Here is a 19272-nt window from a genome sequence, read left to right on the forward strand (position 1 = left end):
AAGGCGGGGTCCGAGGTCGGTGGAGGAGTTCGACCGGGTTCGAACTCAGCGCCGAACCCCACCCTTTGGGATGAACGGACATCATGTGTCTGCCTGTTTACCGTCGGTGCGCAAATATGGCGTGGTCGAGGCCGTCGGCGCCCGTGGAGTCCCCCGCGGCAGGCGCCGGCGGCTCCATGTCTCCTGTGGGGGTCAACTCACGTGTCCTGTTCCAGTAACACCTTCTTCGGCATGCCTGCTCGCCGTCTGGCGGCCGCCACTGCTGCTGCCGCTGTCTCCGTCCTGGGCGCCCTGCCCGCGGGGTCCGCGCATGCCGACACCGGCAAGACCACCGGTAAGGCCGACGCGGTCGTGCTCCGCACCGACCTGAACGTCGCGCTGCTCAACAAGACGGTTTCCGCACCGCTCGCCGTCGCCCTCAACGAGGTGCACGCGCCCCAGACCGCCAGCAAGACCGCGCTCTCCGCGACCCTGGACGGGGTCGACGGCGGAAAGCCGTTCAATGTGCTGCGCGCCGATGTGGCCACCGCGCGGGCGGCCGTGGACAAGCAGCGGGCCGAGGGCTACTCCAACCTCGTCAACGCCCAGGTCCATGTGCCCGGTCTGGCCACCATGCCGCTCATCCAGGTCGAGCAGGTGACCTCGAAGGCGGTCTGCGCGGCCGGGAAGCGGCCGACCGCCGACTCCAACGTGCTCGGCAGCGCCACCGTGCTCGGGAAGAAGGTCAACCTGACCGCGGGCGGCACCGCCACGGTCGACGTGCCGTCGGTCGGCAAGGTCCAGCTCGACCTGTCGAAGACCTCGGTCACATCCAGCACGGCGGCGGCCACGGCCCTGAACCTCAAGGTCTCGGTCAACCCGCTCAAGCTGAACGTCTCCGAGGTCAACGGCCAGATCACACTCGCCCGCGCGACCTGCGAGTCCCCCGCGGCCGCGGACGAGCCGAAGACCCCGGAGGTAGGCAACCAGACCAAGCCCGATCCCAAGCCGGAGAACCTGGCCGAGACCGGTGGCAGTTCGGCCACGCCGTACCTGATCGGCGGCGGCGCGCTGCTGCTGGTGCTGGGAGGTGGGGCCGTGGCCCTGGCCCGCCGGCGTCGCGCCGGAGCGGACGCCGACGCGTAACCGGCACTCAGCGCACTGACCGGCACTCACTGGCACTCACTGGCACCGACGGGTGGCAGGTGGCAGGTGCCGGTGGTCCCCGCTCCCGTGCCGTGACGACGGCGCGGGAGCGGGCATCGGCCCGGTGTGGCCCGGCCCGGGGTCGGCGTCCGTCCGGGGCGCGGGGTCGGCCTTCCCCACGCCCCTGAGGCGCGGGGGCGTGGGCATGGGCGGTGGCGGGGCCGGGGTCCTGGATCGGGTGCCAGGACCCCGTGCTCCGACGCCGCCTCTACCCGACCCCACAGGGGGCGGGGGTCTTCCCGGCTCTCAGGAGGTCAAGGGCGGTGTTCCGCCAGGGCCTTGCCCAGGGCTATGACAAACCGGTCCGTGGTGGGGCGGTCGCGGACCGCCAGCCGCAGCCAGTCCGGGCCCAGACCCGGGAAGGTGTCGCCGCGCCGTACGGCGAAGCCCAGCTCCCGCAGCCTGGTGCGCAGCGCGGCGGCGCCCGGTACCTGGATCAGCAGAAACGGCCCGGCGGCCGGGCCGCACACCCGCACCTCCGGGAACTCCGCCAGCCGGGCGGCCAGATGGGCCCGGTCGGCGGCCGTCCGCTCCGCCGCCCGCGCGGCCTCGGCCAACGCCGGGCCCGCACAGCACGCCTCGGCCGCCACCAGGGCGGGCGTGGACACCGGCCACAGCGGCTGCACCCGCTCCAGCGCGCCGATCGTCTCCTCATCCGCCAGCACATAGCCGATACGCAGCCCCGCCAGGCCCCAGGTCTTGGTGAGGCTGCGCAGCACCACCAGCCCCGGCACATCGGTTCGGGCCGCCAGGGACTCGGACTCACCCGGCACGGCGTCCATGAACGCCTCGTCCACCACCAGCGTCCGTCCCGGCCGGGCCAGTCCGGCCAGCACATCGGCCGGGTGCAGCACCGACGTGGGGTTGGTGGGGTTGCCGATCACCACCAGATCCGCGTCGTCCGGCACCGCCGCCGGGTCCAGCCGGAAGCCGTGCCGCTCGTCCAGGACGACTCGCTCCACCCGGTGCCCGGCGTCCCGCAACGCGGCCTCCGGCTCGGTGAACTGCGGATGCGCCACAACCGGCCGCCGCGCCTGAAGGGCCCGCGCCAGCAGGACGAACGCCTCCGCCGCTCCCGCCGTCAGCAACACCCGGCCGACCGGCACCCCATGGCGCGCCGCGACCGCCGCGCGGGCCGCCCGCCCGTCGGGGTAGGCGGCCAGCCCGTCGAGGGACGCGGCGATCCGGGCCTTGAGCCAGTCCGGGGGCGTATCAGCCCGGACGTTGACGGCCAGGTCCGTCAACTCGGCGTCGGCACCCCGTACCTCCGCGTCCCCGTGGTGCCGCAGATCGAACTCAGCGGACATCGGCGTGTGCGTCGGGGTGGGCGAAGGCGTGGTCCTCGGAGGTGAAGCCCGCCCGCTCGGAGGCTCCCGCCGCCTCCTGGTAACGAGTGAGGACAACCTCCATCAACGCCTCTGCCGGGCCGATGGCGTCGGCGGTCATCACCTCGACCTCCGGATGGGCCAGCCACCAGCCCTCCGCCTGCTGCCGCACTCGCTCCAGCGCGTCGCCGGGGAAGAGGGCGTACGGCAGCACAACGACGCGTCGTGCCCCGAGCCGCGCACAGCGGTCAAGGCCGAACGGCACGTCGGGTGCGGCGATGGAGGCGAAAGCCACCTCCACCCCCGCGAAACCGCGGCCCTCCCACATCAGCCGCGCCGCCCGGTGCACCTCGGCGTTGGCCTCGGGGAGCGGCGAACCGCCGCCCACCAGCAGCACGGTGGTCTCGGCCCGGTCCGAGGGCCGTCGGCGGCCGTCGCCCAGCGCCTCGTCGAGGCGGCGCTCCAGCACATCCAGCAGAGCGGGGTGCGGGCCCAGCGCGGGGGCGCAGGAGAACGAGGCGTCGGCGTGCCGCTCCGCCTCCTGGGCGAGCGCGGCGGCGATGCCGTCCCTGGGGTGTTCCACGGGTATGAGGGTCAGCGGCACCACGGCGAATCGGGTCACCCCGTCCTCGACGAGACGGCCTATCGCGTCGGACAGGGGATGAGCGCCGCCCGGTCCGGTGAGGCCGCCCGCCACGGGCAGCTCCGGGTGGCGGGCGGCCACCTCCTGGACGAAGTTGTGGAAGACGGTGGCGTGCCTGTCGTCCCGGGTGCCGATGCCGGCGATCAGCAGCGCTGGCGGGGTCGTCACAAGCTCTCCTTGATGGTGCAGGTGATGCGGGGGCTCTCGGCGAACGGGGGTGCGGCGGGGGCCGGTTCGCCCCCGAGACGTTACTGACGGATGCCGCTGCGCGCGACAGCAGGTCTCCGCTGTCCGTCCTGGGCGGATTTGCCGTCCGGGGCGGGTTCGCCACGGAGACTTGGCGCCCTGCCCCGTTGGGGCGGGGCGCCCCGCCCGGGCACGGCGTCCTGCGCGGGGGTGGCGCGGTGGGCGGGCCCACTGCCCCGCGCGGGGTGACCGCGCGGCCGGGGTGTGGCACGGGGGTTGGGATTCCCGCGCGGCACGGGGTTGAACCGCCGCGCGGTCGCGGCGTTCGGCGCGGGGCCGGCGCGGTGGGCGGGCTCAGCGTCCCGCGTGGGGAGGCCGCGCGGCCGGGGTGTGGCACGGGGCATGGGATTCTTGCGAGGTACGGGTTCGCATCGCCCTGCGGGCGCGGCGTGGCTGCGATTGCCGCGCTGCGCGGACAGTGTGGCTGCGGGGGCGCCGTCCGGCCCGGCCCCGGTGCCGGTAGCCGACGAACCTTCGCCGTCCTGTGCGGGCTTGCCGCGCCGCGCGGGCACGGCGCTCGGCCCGGGGCTGCCCGGTCGGGTCGCGGCCTTTGGCCGGGGTGTGGTGCCAGGCTCGGGGCGTGCGGGCCGGCTGGGCTCGGCGTCCTGGGCGGCGGCGGCGCCCGGTAGGGGCGCGAGGTACGACCGGGAAGTGGCTTCGATGGCCCCCGGCGCACGGGGTACGCGGCGGGCCACCGCACAGGTGGCCCGTGCGGGGCCACTGGGCGGGGTGGACTTGCGTTTGGGCACGAGCAGTTGGGCGTCCGGGCCCGCCGCCAGCAGCGCCGCGGATTCGGCGACGCCCGGTGTGCCCACCGTGGCGAGGGTGGTCGCGGACGGGCTGGGTACATCCACCGCCGCCAGCGCCGATGCCGGGTAGCCGCGCAGGGGTACCCCGAGACGCGCGGCCGCGCCGAGCAGGCCGGGGTCGGCCGCCCTGGCCTCGACGGTGGCCAACTCGGTGATCCGGGCCGGGGCGAGGCCCTCGGCGGTGAGGACCGACTCGATCAGCCCGGCGACCTCCCCGGCGGACACCCCCCGGCTCGCACCGACCCCCACCACCAGCTCCACCCGTTCACCCGGCGCGGGACACATACGGGACGCATCCGCCGACGAACCGGGCCGCCGCGCCCGGGACCGCGGCCCAGTGCGCATGGAGGTACGAGGCATGCACCCGCCCCTGGGCGAACCCCTCGGTGCGGCGCTCCGGGTGGACGATGCCCCAGGCGGGCTCCGGTCCGGCGTCCGGGGTGATGGTGGTGCGGTGGAATTCATGGCCGCGCACCCGTGTCCCGGCGACGGCGAGAGCGGTGTCGGAGACGGCCACGGCCTCACGGTAGCCCAGGGTCAGCCGATCCGACATACGTGCTTCCGCCGCAAGCACCCCGCACATCGGCTGTCCGTCGAGCGAGCGCGCCAGATACAGCAGCCCGGCGCACTCGGCCGCGATCGGCGCCCCGGACGCCGCCAGCCGGGCCACCTCCGCACGCAGCCGCTCGTTGGCCGACAGCTCGGGCGCGTACACCTCCGGGAAGCCACCGCCGATCACCACACCACCCGTGCCGTCCGGGAGGCGCTCGTCCCGCAGCGGGTCGAACGGCACAACCTGTGCCCCGGCGGCGGTGAGCAACTCGCTGTGCTCCGCGTAGGAGAAGGTGAACGCGGGCCCGCCCGCGACCGCCACCACCGGCCGGCCGGCCGGGACGGGGCCCGTCCCGGGCACGTTCCCGAGCGCGTTCGCGTCCCCGAGCGCTTCCGCACCCACCTCCGCCACCGGGTCCCACACCGGGCCGGACAGCGGTGGCGCGCTGCGCGCCAGCGCCAACAGGCCGTCCAGATCGCACCCCTCGCGCACCTGGGCGGCGAGGGCGGCCACCGAGTCCAGCGCTTCCGCATGCCGCTCGGCCACCGGCACCAGCCCCAGATGGCGGCTGGGGGCCCGCACCGCGTCCGTACGGCGCAGCATGCCGAACACCGGGACCCCGGAACCCTCCAGCGCCTCGCGCAGCATGGTCTCGTGCCGGTCCGAACCGACCTTGTTGAGGATCACCCCCGCGACCCGCACCTCCGGATCCCAGGAGGCGAAGCCATGGACCAGCGCGGCCACCGACCGCGACTGCGAGGACGCGTCGACCACCAGCACCACCGGGGCACGCAGCAGCTTCGCCACATGGGCCGTGGAGGCCAGCTCGCCCTGTCCGGCCGCACCGTCGAACAGCCCCATCACGCCCTCGACCAGGGCCAGATCGCAGCCCGCCGCGCCATGCAGGAACAGCGGGGCGATCCGGTCCGGACCACAGAGATAGGCGTCCAGATTCCGGCCGGGACGGGAGCCCCCGCCACCGGACACAGTGGACCGTGCGGACCCGGCCGACCGGGCCGACCGCGAGACGGCCAGCGCGTGATAGCCGGGGTCGATGTAGTCCGGCCCGACCTTGTGCGGGGACACATCCAGCCCCCGCTCCGCGAAGGCGGCCATCAGCCCCGCGGCGACGGTCGTCTTGCCGCTCCCGGAGGAGGGAGCGGCGACGACCAGACGGGGAACATTCACCACTCGATGCCTCGCTGGCCCTTCTGACCGGTGTCCATCGGGTGCTTGATCTTGGACATGTCAGTGACCAGGTCGGCGAAGTCCAGCAGCTGCGCGGGTGCGTTGCGCCCGGTGATGACAACGTGCTGGGTCCCCGGCCGGTCGCGCAGCACCGACACCACCTCGTCAGGATCCACCCAGCCCCAGTGCATCGGATACGCGAACTCGTCCAGCACATACAGCCGGTATGTCTCCGCCGCGAGATCGCGCTTGACCTGCTCCCAGCCCTCGCGTGCGGCCTCCTCGCTGGAAGCCATGTCGCGCTGGACCCACGACCAGCCCTCGCCCATCTTGTGCCATGCGACGGTCCCCCCTTCGCCCGAATCGCCCAGGACGCGCAGCGCACGCTCCTCGCCGACCCGCCATTTCGCGGACTTTACAAACTGAAATACACCGACCGGCCAGTTCTGGTTCCATGCCCGCAGCGCCAGCCCGAACGCGGCGGTCGACTTGCCCTTGCCCGCGCCCGTGTGCACGAGCACCAGCGGACGGTTGCGGCGCTGGCGGGTGGTCAGCCCGTCGTCGGGGACGACGGTCGGTTGTCCTTGCGGCATCAGGCGGCCCTCCGTGCGGTCGAAGTGGTCGAAGTGGTCGAAACGTTCCGTACCTCGCGGACCAGCGCGGTCACGCTGTCCGCGCGCAGTTCGTCGAGTGTCACCGGGGTCCCCCGCAGCTCCTGGGCGAGTGCCCCCGCCAGCCCGAGCCGTACCGGCCCCGACTCGCAGTCCACGACCACCGAGGCGATCCCGTCGCCCGCGAGCAGCCGCGCCGCCCGCCCGGCCCGTGCCACCGGCGTGGCCGAGCCGTCCCGCCCCGCCACGCCGTCCCGGCGGGCCTCGGTGGCCCGGCCGTCGGTCACCACGACCAGCAGCGGTCGGCGTGAGGGGTCCCGCAGCCGCTCCACCCGCAGCACCTCGCGGGCCTTCAACAGCCCGGCCGCCAGCGGTGTCCGGCCGCCGGTGGGCAGCCGCTCCAGCCGGGCGGCGGCCGCGTCCACCGAGGAGGTGGGCGGCAGCGCCAGCTCCGCGTCCGTGCCCCGGAAGGTGATCAGGCCGACCTTGTCGCGGCGCTGATAGGCGTCCAGCAGCAGGGACAGCACCGCGCCCTTGATCGCGCCCATGCGCTTGCGCGCGGCCATCGACCCCGAGGCGTCCACCACGAACAGCACAAGATTGCCCTCCCGGCCCTCGCGCACCGCCTCGCGCAGATCGTCACGGCGCACCAGCAGACCCGGACCGCTGCGTCCGCGCGCGTGCTGATGCGGGGCCGCGGCCCGTACGGTCGCCGTCAGATGGAGCGAGGAGAGCGTGGCACGGGGGCGCCGGGCGCCGGTGGTGCGACCGTGCGCGGTGCGGGCGCGCGACCGCCGTCCGGCCGCCCCCTCGCCCAGACCCGGTACATCCAGCCGCCGGGTCCGGAACGGCTCGGCGGCACCCACGGCCGCCTTCTCCCCGCCGCCGCCCGCGCCCGCTCCGTCGCCCGCCCCGGCTTCCTGGGGTGTCTCGGGGCCGTCGGCCGCCTCGGGTTCGCTCTCGCGCGGGCCGGGGACGGACGGCTCGGGCGCCGCCGGCGGCTCCTGCGCGCCGTCGCTGTCGTGCGGCAGTCCGCCGCCGGGGCCGCCCTCGGGACCGTCGGGGCCGCCCTCCGGCCCGTCCGGCCCGTCACCGTCGCCGTCCTCGGACCCGGGACCCTGGTCCGGCTCGTCCGGCTCCGGCGGCTCCGGCTCCTCGTCCTCGAACTGCCGCAGCACCTCGTCGAGTTTGTCCTCGTCCAGCCCCGGCGCGTCGAACGGGGCCCGGCGCCGCCGGTGGGGGAGCGACAGCAGCGCCGCCCGGCGCACGTCCTCGGTGCGCACATCCGTCCGGCCCGCCCACGCGGCCAGCGCCGTCGCCGTACGCGCCGTCACGATGTCCGCGCGCATCCCGTCCACCTCGAACGCGGCGCACACCGCGGCGATCTGCCGCAGCGCGCGGTCGCCCAGGACCACGTCGGGCAGCAGGGCGCGCGCCGTCGCGATGCGCTCCCGCAGGCTCCCCTCGTCCTCCGCCCAGCGCGCCGCGAACCCCGCCGGGTCCTCGTCGTACGCCAGCCGCCGCCGCACCACCTCGACCCGCTCCTCGGTGTCGCGCGACGCGGTGACCTCGACCGTCAGCCCGAACCTGTCCAGCAACTGCGGCCGCAGTTCGCCCTCTTCGGGGTTCATGGTGCCCACCAGGAGGAAGCGCGCCGCATGCCGGACGGACACGCCCTCGCGCTCCACGTAGGAGGCGCCCATGGCGGCCGCGTCGAGCAGCAGGTCGATCAGATGGTCGTGCAGCAGGTTGACCTCGTCGACGTAGAGCACACCCCGGTGCGCGTCGGCCAGCAGCCCCGGCTCGAACGCCTTGACCCCGTCCGACAGCGCCCGTTCGATGTCCAGCGCGCCCACCAGCCGGTCCTCGGAGGCGCCGACGGGCAGTTCGACCATCCGCGCGGACCGCGCGGCGCCCGTGCCCGGCTCGTGCGGCCCGTCCGGGCACTGAGGGTCGGGCGCGGCCGGATCGCAGGAGAACCGGCAGTCCGGGACCACCTCGACCGGCGGCAGCAGCGTGGCCAGGGCACGGACGGCCGTGGACTTCGCCGTGCCCTTCTCACCGCGCACCAGGACGCCGCCGACGGCGGGGGAGACCGCGTTGAGCAGCAGGGCCAGCCGCATGTCGGCCATCCCGACGACCGCGGTGAACGGGTAGGTGGCGGTGGTCATTCGGCGGTACCTCCAGCGGTGCGTACGCGGTCGCGGTCCGGGATGCTCACTTCGGTCCTCCTGGCGCCCCCGGCGGTATGAAGGGCAGCCCGTCCGGCAGGCCGTCCTCGATCAGCCGCAGCAGCGCGTCGGTGTCGGCGTGCTCCTCGATCAGATCGCCCAGGCGGTCGAGCTGCTCCTCGCGCAGCTCACCGAAGCGGGTGCCGGGCGCGGGGACGAACGCCCGGCCCGCCGCGTCGGCCACCCGTCGCAGAAAGGCCCGCCGGAAGCCGTCGCTCTCCAGCGAGCCGTGCCAGTGGGTGCCCCACACCGAGCCCGCGCGGCAGCCGTCGAGGAAGGGTTCGTCGCCGCCGTCGAGGAGTTCGGCGACCCCGTGGTGGATCTCGTAGCCCTCCACCCGCTCGCCCAGGGCCTCGCCCACCGGCCGGGCGAGGGTCTTCTCCGCCGCGAACCGCACCCGCACCGGCAGCAGCCCCAGCCCCTCGACCGTCCCGGCCTTGGACTCGACCTCGTCCTCGATGCGTTCGCCCAGCACCTGGAAGCCGCCGCAGATGCCCAGAACCGGCCGCCCCTCGGCGGCCCGCCGCACGATGGCGCGGGCGAGCCCGCGCGCCCGCAGCCACTGAAGCGCCCGGACCGTGCCGCGGGTGCCCGGCACCACCACCAGGTCGGCGTCGGCCAGTTCCTCGGGGCGGTCCACGAAGCGCACCACCACGCCCGGTTCGGCGGCCAGCGCGTCCACATCCGTGAAGTTGGACATCAGGGGGACGGCGGCCACCGCGACCCGCAGCACATCGTCGCCGTGGGGCGGCGCGACGACGCTCTCGCGCACCGCGCCGCGCAGCGACACCCGCAGCCCGTCCTCCTCGTCGATGCCGAGGCCGTGGGCGAACGGCAGCACCCCGACCGTCGGCCGCCCGGTGAGCCCGCGCAGCATCTCCAATCCGGGCTCCAGCAGGGTCACATCACCGCGGAACTTGTTGACCATATAGGCGGCGATATGGCGCTGGTCCTCCTTGGACAGCAGCGCGGTGGTACCGAAGAACGACGCGAACACCCCGCCGCGGTCGATGTCCCCGACCACCACCGCCGGGATCCCGGCCGCCCGTGCCAGCCCCAGATTGACGATGTCGGTGCGGCGCAGATTGATCTCGGCGGGGCTGCCCGCGCCCTCGCATATCACCGCGTCATGGGTGCGCCGCAGCTCCTCCAGGCACGCGGTGACCGTCTCCAGCAGCCCTTCGCGCCGCTCCGCGTGGTACCCGCGGGCGCTCATCTCGCCCACCGGCTTGCCCAGCAGCACCACCTGGCTGCTGCGGTCGCTGCCCGGCTTCAGCAGCACCGGGTTCATCAGCGCGCTGGGCTCCACTCGCGCGGCGGCCGCCTGCATGGCCTGGGCCCGCCCGATCTCCGCCCCGTCCCGGGTGACGAAGGAGTTGAGCGACATGTTCTGCGCCTTGAACGGCGCCACGCTCACGCCCTTGCGGGTCAGCCACCGGCAGATGCCCGCCGTGACCACGCTCTTGCCCGCGTCCGAGGTCGTCCCGGCGACGAGCAGCCCGCCCCCTGTCCCGCTCATCCGCTCCCTCTCCGCTTCTCCGGCCCGCCCGTGGCCCCGCCCCTGTCGGACAGAACCCTGCCCACCACCAGCCGTGCCGTCACCGACGTCACCAGGGCCAGTGCGCCCACCCGCCGTGACAGCCGCACCGCGCGGTTGATGTCGGCGGCGCGCACCGGCCGTCCGCCGCCGCCCAGCACCGGCCGGTGCTCGACCCGCCCGGCGTACGCGAGGGTGCCGCCAAGACGCACCCCGAGGGCGCCCGCGAACGACGCCTCCACCGGCCCCGCGTTGGGGCTCGGATGGCGCCGTCCGTCCCGCCGCCAGGCGCGCCGGGCACCGCGCGGATCGGGACCCACCACGGTCGCCAGAGCGGCCGTCAGCCGCGCCCCGGGCCAGCCCGCCACATCGTCCAGCCGGGCCGCGGCCCAGCCGAACCGCCGGTAGCGCGGCGACTTGTGGCCCACCATGGCGTCCAGGGTGTTGACGGCCCGGAAGGCGACAAGCCCCGGCACGCCGCCCACGGCCCCCCACACCAGGGCACCCACGACGGCGTCGGAGGTGTTCTCCGCGACCGACTCCACCACCGCGCGGGCGATGGCCTGCGCGTCCAGCGCCTGGGGATCGCGTCCGCACAGATGCGGCAGGCGCTCCCGCGCGGTCGCCACATCCCCGGCGGTCAGCGCGCCGCCGATGGCCCGCGCCTCGCGCCCCAGCGTCGTACCGCCCAGCACCGCCCAGGTGGCGGCCGCGGTCAGGGCGATATCGGCGCGGCGGCGCCCCGCCACGGCCCGTACGGCGCGCGTCAGCAGGGCGGCACCGGCGGCGGCGCCGCCCGCGCACAGCGCGGTGTGCAGAGCCCCGTAACCGCGGTGGTCGCGCCACAGCACCCGCTCGGCGGCCAGGGCGGCCCGCCCGAACGCGGCCACCGGATGGCCGCGGCGGGGGTCACCCGTGGCGAGGTCGCAGAGGAAGCCGAGAGCGGCGCCGCACGCGAACGAGGCGTGATCGGCACGCATCCGTCAGCCCGCCGTCGTGCCTCGGCCGAGGGGTTCCCCCGTGGTGCGTTCACCGAGGGGGCTGTGCAGCGGTGGGGCTGGCGGCGTGGCGGTGCCGGGCATGGCGGTGTCCTCACTCAGGGTCCGCGCCCTGGCTCGACGTGACCGGCGGTGAGAGTCTCCTGGCTCCCGGATCCGCGGTTCTCCCGGTCTTCCAGCTCTGTGTACGAACCAGCCGTACTGACGAGCCGTGACCCCGTGCAGGCGATGGGAGAGCGCTCCCCGGTGACAGTGGCGGGACCGCGCCGGATTCGCACCGGCTTCCTCTGCTGCCGCCGTTTGGCTCCGGAAGTCCACCATGGGCCGCGAAGGGCCGTCAACTCACCCGTGACCTGCGACGCACGAGTGTGCCGAGGCCCACATGGGGCCCGCGCGGAGCGCATGGCACACGGCCGCCGGGCGGGAAACGCCGGTCAGCGTCTCCCGCCCGGCGGCCGTGGTGCCGTCAGGCGTCCCTGAAGTTGCCGAGGGGCCCTCAGGCGACGATCAGATAGATGCCGTACGCCACCACCGCGGCGCACAGCGCGAAACAGGCGTACGCGCCGGAGCGGGCGAGGGCCGACGCGCCGCCCTGCGCCGTGACGCCACCGGTGGCCGCGCCCGCGCCCGCGGACTCGAGCTCCTTGCGGGACGTACCGACGATGCCCAGGGTGAAGACGCCCACCACGCCGACCGTCACCGCGAGGCTGACGCCGAAGACCTGGCCGAGTGCCGCCCAGTCGATGCTCATTGAGTTGCTCCCTTTAGCTGCTGGTGCTGCTCGACGCCACGGGGGCGGCAGAGCCGGCCGTGGCGACGGCCTTCGGCTGGTCGGTCGTGCTGTCGGTGGTGGCGCTGTCGGCGGTGGTGTCGGTGCCGCTGCCCGGTCCGGCGGTGGCACCCACCGGCGGCGGGGCCACCGACTGGAGGGCGGCGGTGACCACACCCACCGGCTCGGCGGTGCCGACCTCGTTGACGTTGCTGTGGTCCACCGGCTTGCGGCGGGACAGCACCCAGATCACTCCGCAGGCCGCGATGGCGAGCACGGCCACCGCCGTGACACCCCAGTTGCCCTGGTCGGCCAGGAGCGCGGCCCCGGCCGCGATCAGACCCGCGGCGGGCAGGGTCAGCACCCAGGCGATGACCATGCGGCCCGCGGTCGACCAGCGCACCACACCGCCCTTGCGGCCGAGCCCCGCGCCCATGACGGCGCCGGAGCAGACCTGGGTGGTGGAGAGCGCGAAGCCGATGTGCGAGGAGGCGAGGATGACGGTCGCCGCGCCGGTCTGGGCGGCGAAGCCCTGCGGCGGCTGGATGTCGGTGATGCCCTTGCCCATGGTGCGGATGATCCGCCAGCCGCCCAGGTAGGTGCCGAGCGCGATGGCCAGACCCGCCGAGACGATGACCCACATCGGCGGGTCGGAGTCCGGCGCGATCACACCGCCGGTCACCAGCGCCAGGGTGATCACACCCATCGTCTTCTGCGCGTCGTTGGTGCCGTGGGCGAGGGAGACCAGGGCGGCCGAGGCGATCTGTCCGGCCCGGTAGCCCTTCGCGGTGTCCTCAGGGGCGCGGCCGCGGCCGAGCCGGTAGGTGAGCCGGGTCGCGGCCACCGTGGCGATACCCGCCACCAGCGGAGCGGCGACGGCCGGGATGAGGACCTTCATGACGATCGCGTCCCCGTTGACCCCGTCGATGCCGACCGAGGCCACGGTGGCGCCGATCAGACCGCCGAAGAGGGCGTGCGAGGAACTGGACGGCAGCCCGGCGAGCCAGGTCACCAGGTTCCAGAGGATCGCTCCGACCAGACCCGCGAAGATCACTTCGGGCCGGATACCGGAATCCTCGTCGAGCATTCCGCCGGAGATGGTCTTGGCGACCTCCACGGACAGGAAGGCACCGGCGAGATTGAGGACGGCCGACATCGCCACCGCCACCCGGGGACCGAGTGCGCCCGTGGAGATGGTGGTGGCCATGGCGTTGGCTGTGTCGTGGAAGCCGTTCGTGAAGTCGAACACCAAGGCCGTGATGATCACGATCCCGATCAGAAGCGTGATGTGTTCCATACACCCGGTCAATCAGTTCGAAGGTCGATAGTGGCACGGTGAACGTAAGGAAACTTGGTGAACGAAAGGTTAACGGTGGCGGGCGTGAGGGTGACGTGGCTGAGGGGGTCCAGCATCTGTCGGCCACCTGGCGTATTTCCGCCTGTCGCAAGGAGTTTGGGCACCGTACACCCAAGCCCCTCCCGTCCCTCGCGCCCCACCCCACTGCCCGTTCCGCCGCTCCCACCCGGCTGATGGTCGTCTGCGGCCCCCGGTCGTACCTCACCCGCGGACCCGGCGGCCCCGGGGGTTCGTCGGACACCGGGCTGCTGGAAGGATCGGGCCGGAGGTGAGGCGTATGGCACAGGAGCGATCCGCGCGGCGGCCGAACCAGCCCCTGCGGCAGGCGTGGGGGCAGGTGGTGAGGACCGCCCGCAGGACCACCGCCGAGGGGTTGGTCGTCGGGACGTCGGGCAATGTCTCGGCCCGGGTCGGGGACACCGTCCTGGTGACCCCCAGCGGTGTCCCGTACGACCGGCTCGGCCCGCGGGACGCCGTCGCCGTGGACCTCGACGGCGAGCAGGTCCTCGGCACCCTGGAGCCCACCAGCGAGCTGCCCATGCACCTGGCCGTCTACCGCGCCACGGACGCGCAGGCCATCGTGCACACCCACGCCGTCCACGCCACGGCGGTCTCCACACTCGTCGACGAGCTCCCGGCGATCCACTACATGGCCGGCGCGCTCGGCGGGCCCGTGCGGGTCGCCGACTACGCCCTCTACGGCACCGACGAGTTGGCCGAGCGTATGCTCCAGGCGCTGCGCGACCGCTCCGGCTGTCTGCTGCGCAACCACGGCACCGTCGTGTACGGCGCCACCCTGGACCAGGCGTACGACCGCACCGCGCAGCTGGAGTGGATGTGCCAGGTCTGGCTGGCCGCCTCGGCCGTCCCCGGCCGCACCCCCGCGCTGATCCCGCCGGACGAGCTGGAGCGCGCCGCCGCCAAGCTGCGCGGCTACGGCCAGCCCCACTGACCCCGCTCACGGTCCGCTCACCGCTCTGTCACCGTCCCGCCGCCGGACATCACCCCGCCGGGTACGCCCGCTGGCCACCGAGCGCCCGGCCGCCCACACTGGGAGGGTGCGTCTGCGGACAGCGGCGGCCGCGGCCGCCAGCACCCTGCTCAGCGCCGGCGTGGCCGCGGTGGCGGCCGGGCGGTACGCCACCGACGCTGCCCTCCGCCCAGCCCCCGACCGTCCGCTGCCCGACGAGCCCCCGCTCACCGTGCACGCCACCGAGCCCGGCCGGATCACCCTGACCCGGTCCCTCGCCTCGCTGCGCCCCGGCGTCTACGGACTGGCGGGCCCGGCCTGCCATGCCGTCATCGGCCCGGTCCTTCAGGACGCGCCGAGCCCCGCCGACTGCGTGGTGCGCCGCCTGGAGCGGATCACCCACGGCACCCTCGGCCTCGGCGACAAGGTGCGGCTCACCCCGCAGGTGCACATCGGGAATCCGCGGGACACCCTCGGCATCGACCACGCCGAAGTCGACGTACCCGGTGAACTCGGCCCGCTGCCCGCCTGGTTCGTCCCCGGTGAACGCGCCACCTGGGTCATCACCGTCCATGGGCTGGGCACCACCCGTGAACACCCCATGGTCGTCATGCCGTTTCTGCGGAAGCTCCGGGTCCCGGTGCTCGACCTCGCCTACCGCGGCGACCCCGGGGCCCCGCCCCCGGAGGACGGGATAGGTCACCTCGGCGACACCGAATGGCGTGACCTGGACGCGGCGATCCGCTACGCGGTGCGGTACGGGGCGCACCGCGTCGTGCTGCACGGCTGGTCCACCGGCGGTGCGATGGCCCTGCACGCCGCCGCCAACTCCGCCCTGCGCCACCGCGTCAACGGCGTTGTCCTCGACTCCCCGGTGCTGGACTGGCAGGCCACCCTGCGGGCCCTCGCCGCGGCCCGCGGCACGCCCGCGGCGCTGATGCCGCTCGTCATACGCGCGGCCGAGGGGCGCACCGGACTCCACGGCAGCGGACTCGCGGAAGCGGCCGACCCCGAGCGGCTGACCGTCCCCGTGCTCATCGTGCACGGCCCCGACGACACCCTGGCCCCCTGGTCGGTCTCCCGTGAACTGGCCGAAAGCCGATCCGAACTGGTCACCCTTCACCCGGTGGCGGACGCCCCGCACGGCGCCATGTGGAACGCCGATCCGCAAGGCTACGAAGAGGCGCTGCGGCGCTTTCTGACCCCTCTCCTGTAGCGCTCGGCGCCGCTCGCGCGGCGCGCGGGGAGCGCGCTCCCCGCGCCGGAGGCGACCGCCGGACGGGTGCCGATTGGGCTTTCGGGCCGTCAACGGCGAAACTGCTCCCGTGACGTCCCGTACTCCGCGCGACTCCCGGCTCCGACTCGTCCGCCAGCGGCCGACGGCCACCGACCGCCGGCCCGCGTCGCACCGCGGCTCCCGCCCGGCGCCCCGTCCGCCCGAGGGCACCCCGCCGCCCGCGGAGCTGGCCCGGCAGGCCAGATCGGGACTTGCCGGTGCCGTTGAGATGGCCCACTGGGCCGCGGCCCGGCACGGCGCGCCCGGCGCGCTCTCCGACGAGACCGCCGCCCGCGCCGCCGAGGCGCTGGGGCTGACCCCCGAGGAGGTACGGGCCGACTGGGACCGGGCCCGGCTCGTCGGCCTGGTCGAGATCCACGGCGGGACCGCCCGCCTCGGCTGGCGGCTCAAGGCGTGGCACCGCGACGACAGCGCGGTACTGCGCGGCTGGGTCGCGCTGCTGGACGCGTGGTCCCTGGTGAGCCCGGCTCCGGCCACGGCGGAGCCCACGGCCGTGGCCGAGGTCGTCGAGGCCGTACCGCAACTGCTCTCCCTGCTCCAGCTGTCGGCGGGGCCGGTGCAGATCTCCGCGCTGCTGGACATGCTCCGGCAGCGGGTGGCCGAACTGCGCACCGAGCGCTGCGAGGTGCCCCAGGACCATGACGGCGGACGGACCGCGGAGTCCGCCGGCCGGGCCGAGTCGGCCGCCGCGCACGAGGACGCGCTCGAGCGGCTCCTCGACTGGGCCCTGGACGCGCTCACCTCCGTGGGGGCGCTCACCGTGGGGCCCGAGGACGGGGCCGCGCACGGCGACCGTGAGGCCGTGCTGACCGCGCTGGGCAACTGGGCGGTCTGGGTCAAGCTGGAACAGATCTGCGTGGCCGCCCAGAGCCCCGCGGGGAACATCGAGCAGCCCGCCCCCGACATGCTGCGCGGCTGCGCCGGACTCACCCCCGGACCGGCCCGCGCCGAGTACCGGGCCTGGCTGGCCGCGCGGCCCGTGGGCAGCGCCGTCGTGGAACTGCTCGACGCGGCCCGCGGGGACGACGCCCTGCTGCGCGGGCTCGCCTTCGAGGCGCTGCGGGTGGTCGGGGCGCCCGCCGAGCCGTCGGTGCGGGCCGCTGTCGAGGAGTCCTGTCTGCGCCCCTACGCGCTGCTGTGGCTGGCCGAGCACGAGGGCGCCGACCCCGAGGACGCGCTCGACGCGCTCACCCGCGAGGAGGCCACCTGGCTGTGGGTGGACACCGCCGCGGCCATCTCCGACCACGGCGAGAGCCCGCTGCTGGTCCGCCATCTGGAGTCCGCGGTCCAGGGCACGGTGCCCGCCCTGCTGCGCGAGGTACGGGCGGTGGGCCATCCCCGCACCGTGCAGGTGCTGGTGGCGCTGGCCGCCGCCCATCCTGACCCCGCGCTCGCCAAGGCGGTGCGCCGGGCGGCCTTCCAGGTGCATACCGGCGGCGTCTGACGGCCGCCGCCGGTGGACCATCCGGTTCGCACGCCTCGGATGTGATCTGCTCCACAATCTGGCACCGGGGTACGACAGAGCCTCGTGGTACGGACGCCCGCAAAGCCGGTGGCCGCCGCCTCAACAGGGGCCTCACCGAGGGGAAAGCGGGGGCGTCGGCGGGGAATGGGCCCGGGAAAAACGACTTGCCCGCCCCGCTAAGCTAGCCGCATGGCAATTCTCCTCGTGCATTAGACGGCGCCGGCCAGCCCGCCCGTCGCCCACCGCCACCCTTGGACGACGCGCTGCGCGCGGCCCCTCGGCTCCTCCCGTCAGCCGCCCCATCCTGCCCAGGAGTAATTCCCGTGATCACCGCCTCCGGCGTCGAATTGCGTGCCGGCGCCCGCGTTCTCATCGAGTCCGCCTCTTTCCGTATCGCCAAGGGCGACCGCGTCGGTCTGGTCGGCCGCAACGGCGCGGGCAAGACCACCCTCACCAAGTGCCTGGCCGGTGAGGGCATCCCGGCGGGCGGCACCATCACCCGCTCCGGCCAGGTCGGCTACCTCCCGCAGGACCCGCGCACCGGCGATCTCGACGTGCTCGCCCGCGACCGCATCCTCTCCGCCCGCGAGCTGGACACCGTGCTGCGCAAGATGCGCGAGAACGAGGACCGGATGGCCAACGGCAAGGGGGCCACCCAGGAGCGCGCGATGAAGAAGTACGAGCGCCTGGAGACCGAGTTCCTCACCAAGGGCGGTTACGCCGCCGAGGCGGAGGCCGCGACCATCGCCGCCAGCCTCGGTCTGCCCGACCGGGTGCTCGGCCAGCCGCTGCACACCCTCTCCGGCGGTCAGCGGCGCCGCGTCGAGCTGGCCCGGATCCTCTTCTCGGACTCCGACGTCCTGCTCCTGGACGAGCCGACCAACCACCTCGACGCCGACTCCATCATCTGGCTGCGGGACTACCTGAAGACCTACAGCGGCGGCTTCATCGTGATCTCCCACGATGTCGACCTGGTCGAGACGGTCGTCAACAAGGTGTTCTACCTGGACGCCAACCGCTCGGTGATCGACATCTACAACATGGGCTGGAAGCTCTACCAGGCCCAGCGCGAGGCCGACGAGAAGCGCCGCAAGCGCGAGCGGGCCAACGCCGAGAAGAAGGCCGCCGCGCTCAACGCCCAGGCGGACAAGATGCGCGCCAAGGCCACCAAGACCGTGGCCGCGCAGAACATGGCCCGCCGCGCGGAGCGGCTGCTCTCCGGTCTGGACGCGGTGCGGCAGTCCGACAAGGTGGCCAAGCTGCGCTTCCCGGACCCGGCCCCGTGCGGCAAGACGCCGCTGGCGGCCGAGGGCCTGTCGAAGTCGTACGGCTCCCTGGAGATCTTCACCGATGTGAACCTGGCCGTCGACAAGGGCTCCCGTGTGGTGATCCTCGGGCTGAACGGCGCGGGGAAGACCACCCTGCTGCGGCTGCTGGGCGGGGTGGAGAAGCCCGACACCGGCCAGGTGACCCCGGGCCACGGACTGAAGCTGGGCTACTACGCGCAGGAGCACGAGACGCTCGACCCGGACCGCACCGTCCTGGAGAACATGCGCTCGGCCGCCCCCGACCTCGACCTGGTGGACATCCGCAAGACCCTGGGATCGTTCCTGTTCTCGGGCGACGACGTGGACAAGCCCGCAGGAGTGCTCTCCGGCGGTGAGAAGACCCGGCTCGCGCTGGCCACCCTGGTGGTCTCCTCGGCCAATGTGCTGCTGCTCGACGAGCCGACCAACAACCTCGACCCGGCCAGCCGTGAGGAGATCCTCGGCGCGCTGCGCACCTTCACCGGCGCGGTGGTGCTGGTGACCCACGACGAGGGCGCGGTCGACGCACTCCAGCCGGAGCGGATCATTCTGCTTCCGGACGGTGTCGAGGACCTGTGGGGCGAGGACTACGCGGACCTGGTCGCGCTCGCCTGACCGCCGGGGCGGCCCGGGGGCCGCCCTCCCGGGCCCGCTCCGCCCGGTCGGCGCGAGGTCCGATTGATCCGTTCTGATCCACTTCCCGTCGATCACCTGTAGATCATTCGGCCTAGGTGTGATCCATCATCTGAGTGAGAACGGCTGGTATCGCGGCGCGTCGCCA

Annotated in this window: 15 protein-coding genes and 1 riboswitch; of the genes, 5 read left to right on the forward strand and 10 right to left on the reverse strand. The window is 74.2% G+C overall.

Annotation, left to right across the window (positions count from 1 at the left end; genetic code table 11):
* The first annotated feature begins 231 nt into the window (after positions 1-231).
* Positions 232-1125 carry an SCO1860 family LAETG-anchored protein gene (locus tag AC4BEG_RS26990; RefSeq protein ID WP_490702330.1) on the forward strand — a complete coding sequence of 298 codons (894 nt, stop codon included), beginning with the start codon at positions 232-234 and terminating at the stop codon, positions 1123-1125.
* Positions 1126-1439: 314 nt separating this feature from the next.
* Here the strand turns inward: AC4BEG_RS26990 and cobC are convergent, their stop codons facing one another.
* From cobC to AC4BEG_RS27040, 10 genes are all read right to left on the reverse strand, one after another.
* Entirely contained in the window at positions 1440-2492 is a 1053-nt protein-coding gene (gene cobC, locus AC4BEG_RS26995; RefSeq protein WP_490702331.1) for an Rv2231c family histidinol phosphate aminotransferase CobC, read from the reverse strand.
* A complete protein-coding gene (locus tag AC4BEG_RS27000; protein WP_490702332.1) occupies positions 2482-3321 on the reverse strand; it encodes a sirohydrochlorin chelatase in 840 nt (279 codons plus the stop codon). Before AC4BEG_RS27000 ends, cobC begins: the two co-directional genes overlap by 11 nt.
* 80 nt (positions 3322-3401) lie before the next feature.
* Positions 3402-4493 carry a cobalamin biosynthesis protein gene (locus AC4BEG_RS27005; RefSeq protein WP_490702333.1) on the reverse strand — a complete coding sequence of 364 codons (1092 nt, stop codon included), beginning with the start codon at positions 4491-4493 and terminating at the stop codon, positions 3402-3404.
* Positions 4474-5952, reverse strand: a complete 1479-nt coding sequence (locus AC4BEG_RS27010) for a cobyrinic acid a,c-diamide synthase CobB (RefSeq protein WP_490702334.1) — start codon at positions 5950-5952, stop codon at positions 4474-4476. The genes AC4BEG_RS27005 and AC4BEG_RS27010 overlap by 20 nt, the downstream gene beginning before the upstream one ends.
* The gene (gene cobO, locus AC4BEG_RS27015) at positions 5946-6542 is read right to left on the reverse strand and encodes a cob(I)yrinic acid a,c-diamide adenosyltransferase (RefSeq protein ID WP_490702335.1); all 597 of its coding nucleotides are present in this window, start codon (positions 6540-6542) and stop codon (positions 5946-5948) included. Before cobO ends, AC4BEG_RS27010 begins: the two co-directional genes overlap by 7 nt.
* Positions 6542-8731, reverse strand: a complete 2190-nt coding sequence (locus AC4BEG_RS27020; protein ID WP_490702336.1) for a putative cobaltochelatase — start codon at positions 8729-8731, stop codon at positions 6542-6544. Before AC4BEG_RS27020 ends, cobO begins: the two co-directional genes overlap by 1 nt.
* 46 nt (positions 8732-8777) lie before the next feature.
* Positions 8778-10310, reverse strand: a complete 1533-nt coding sequence (locus AC4BEG_RS27025; protein WP_490702337.1) for a cobyric acid synthase — start codon at positions 10308-10310, stop codon at positions 8778-8780.
* Positions 10307-11308: a cobalamin biosynthesis protein gene (locus AC4BEG_RS27030; protein WP_490702338.1), complete on the reverse strand. Its 1002-nt coding sequence runs from the start codon at positions 11306-11308 to the stop codon at positions 10307-10309. The genes AC4BEG_RS27025 and AC4BEG_RS27030 overlap by 4 nt, the downstream gene beginning before the upstream one ends.
* A gap of 154 nt (positions 11309-11462) precedes the next feature.
* A riboswitch (cobalamin riboswitch) is annotated at positions 11463-11614 on the reverse strand.
* Positions 11615-11822: 208 nt separating this feature from the next.
* A complete protein-coding gene (locus AC4BEG_RS27035) occupies positions 11823-12077 on the reverse strand; it encodes a hypothetical protein (protein ID WP_490702339.1) in 255 nt (84 codons plus the stop codon).
* Between the two features lie 13 nt (positions 12078-12090).
* Entirely contained in the window at positions 12091-13392 is a 1302-nt protein-coding gene (locus AC4BEG_RS27040) for an inorganic phosphate transporter (protein WP_490702340.1), read from the reverse strand.
* Between the two features lie 337 nt (positions 13393-13729).
* On the opposite strand from AC4BEG_RS27040, the gene AC4BEG_RS27045 reads away from it, so the two are divergent.
* The 4 genes from AC4BEG_RS27045 (at position 13730) to AC4BEG_RS27060 (ending at position 19106) form a co-directional block, all read left to right on the forward strand.
* Positions 13730-14404: a class II aldolase/adducin family protein gene (locus AC4BEG_RS27045; protein WP_490702341.1), complete on the forward strand. Its 675-nt coding sequence runs from the start codon at positions 13730-13732 to the stop codon at positions 14402-14404.
* A gap of 106 nt (positions 14405-14510) precedes the next feature.
* Complete coding sequence (locus AC4BEG_RS27050; protein ID WP_490702342.1) at positions 14511-15638, forward strand: alpha/beta hydrolase family protein; 1128 nt, start codon at positions 14511-14513, stop codon at positions 15636-15638.
* A gap of 109 nt (positions 15639-15747) precedes the next feature.
* Positions 15748-17163, forward strand: coding sequence for a hypothetical protein (locus AC4BEG_RS27055; RefSeq protein WP_490702343.1), 1416 nt, complete (start codon positions 15748-15750; stop codon positions 17161-17163).
* Between the two features lie 344 nt (positions 17164-17507).
* Positions 17508-19106, forward strand: a complete 1599-nt coding sequence (locus AC4BEG_RS27060) for an ABC-F family ATP-binding cassette domain-containing protein (RefSeq protein ID WP_490702344.1) — start codon at positions 17508-17510, stop codon at positions 19104-19106.
* Positions 19107-19272 lie beyond the last annotated feature (166 nt).

This window comes from Streptomyces sp. JLBJ103 (assembly GCF_058215575.1).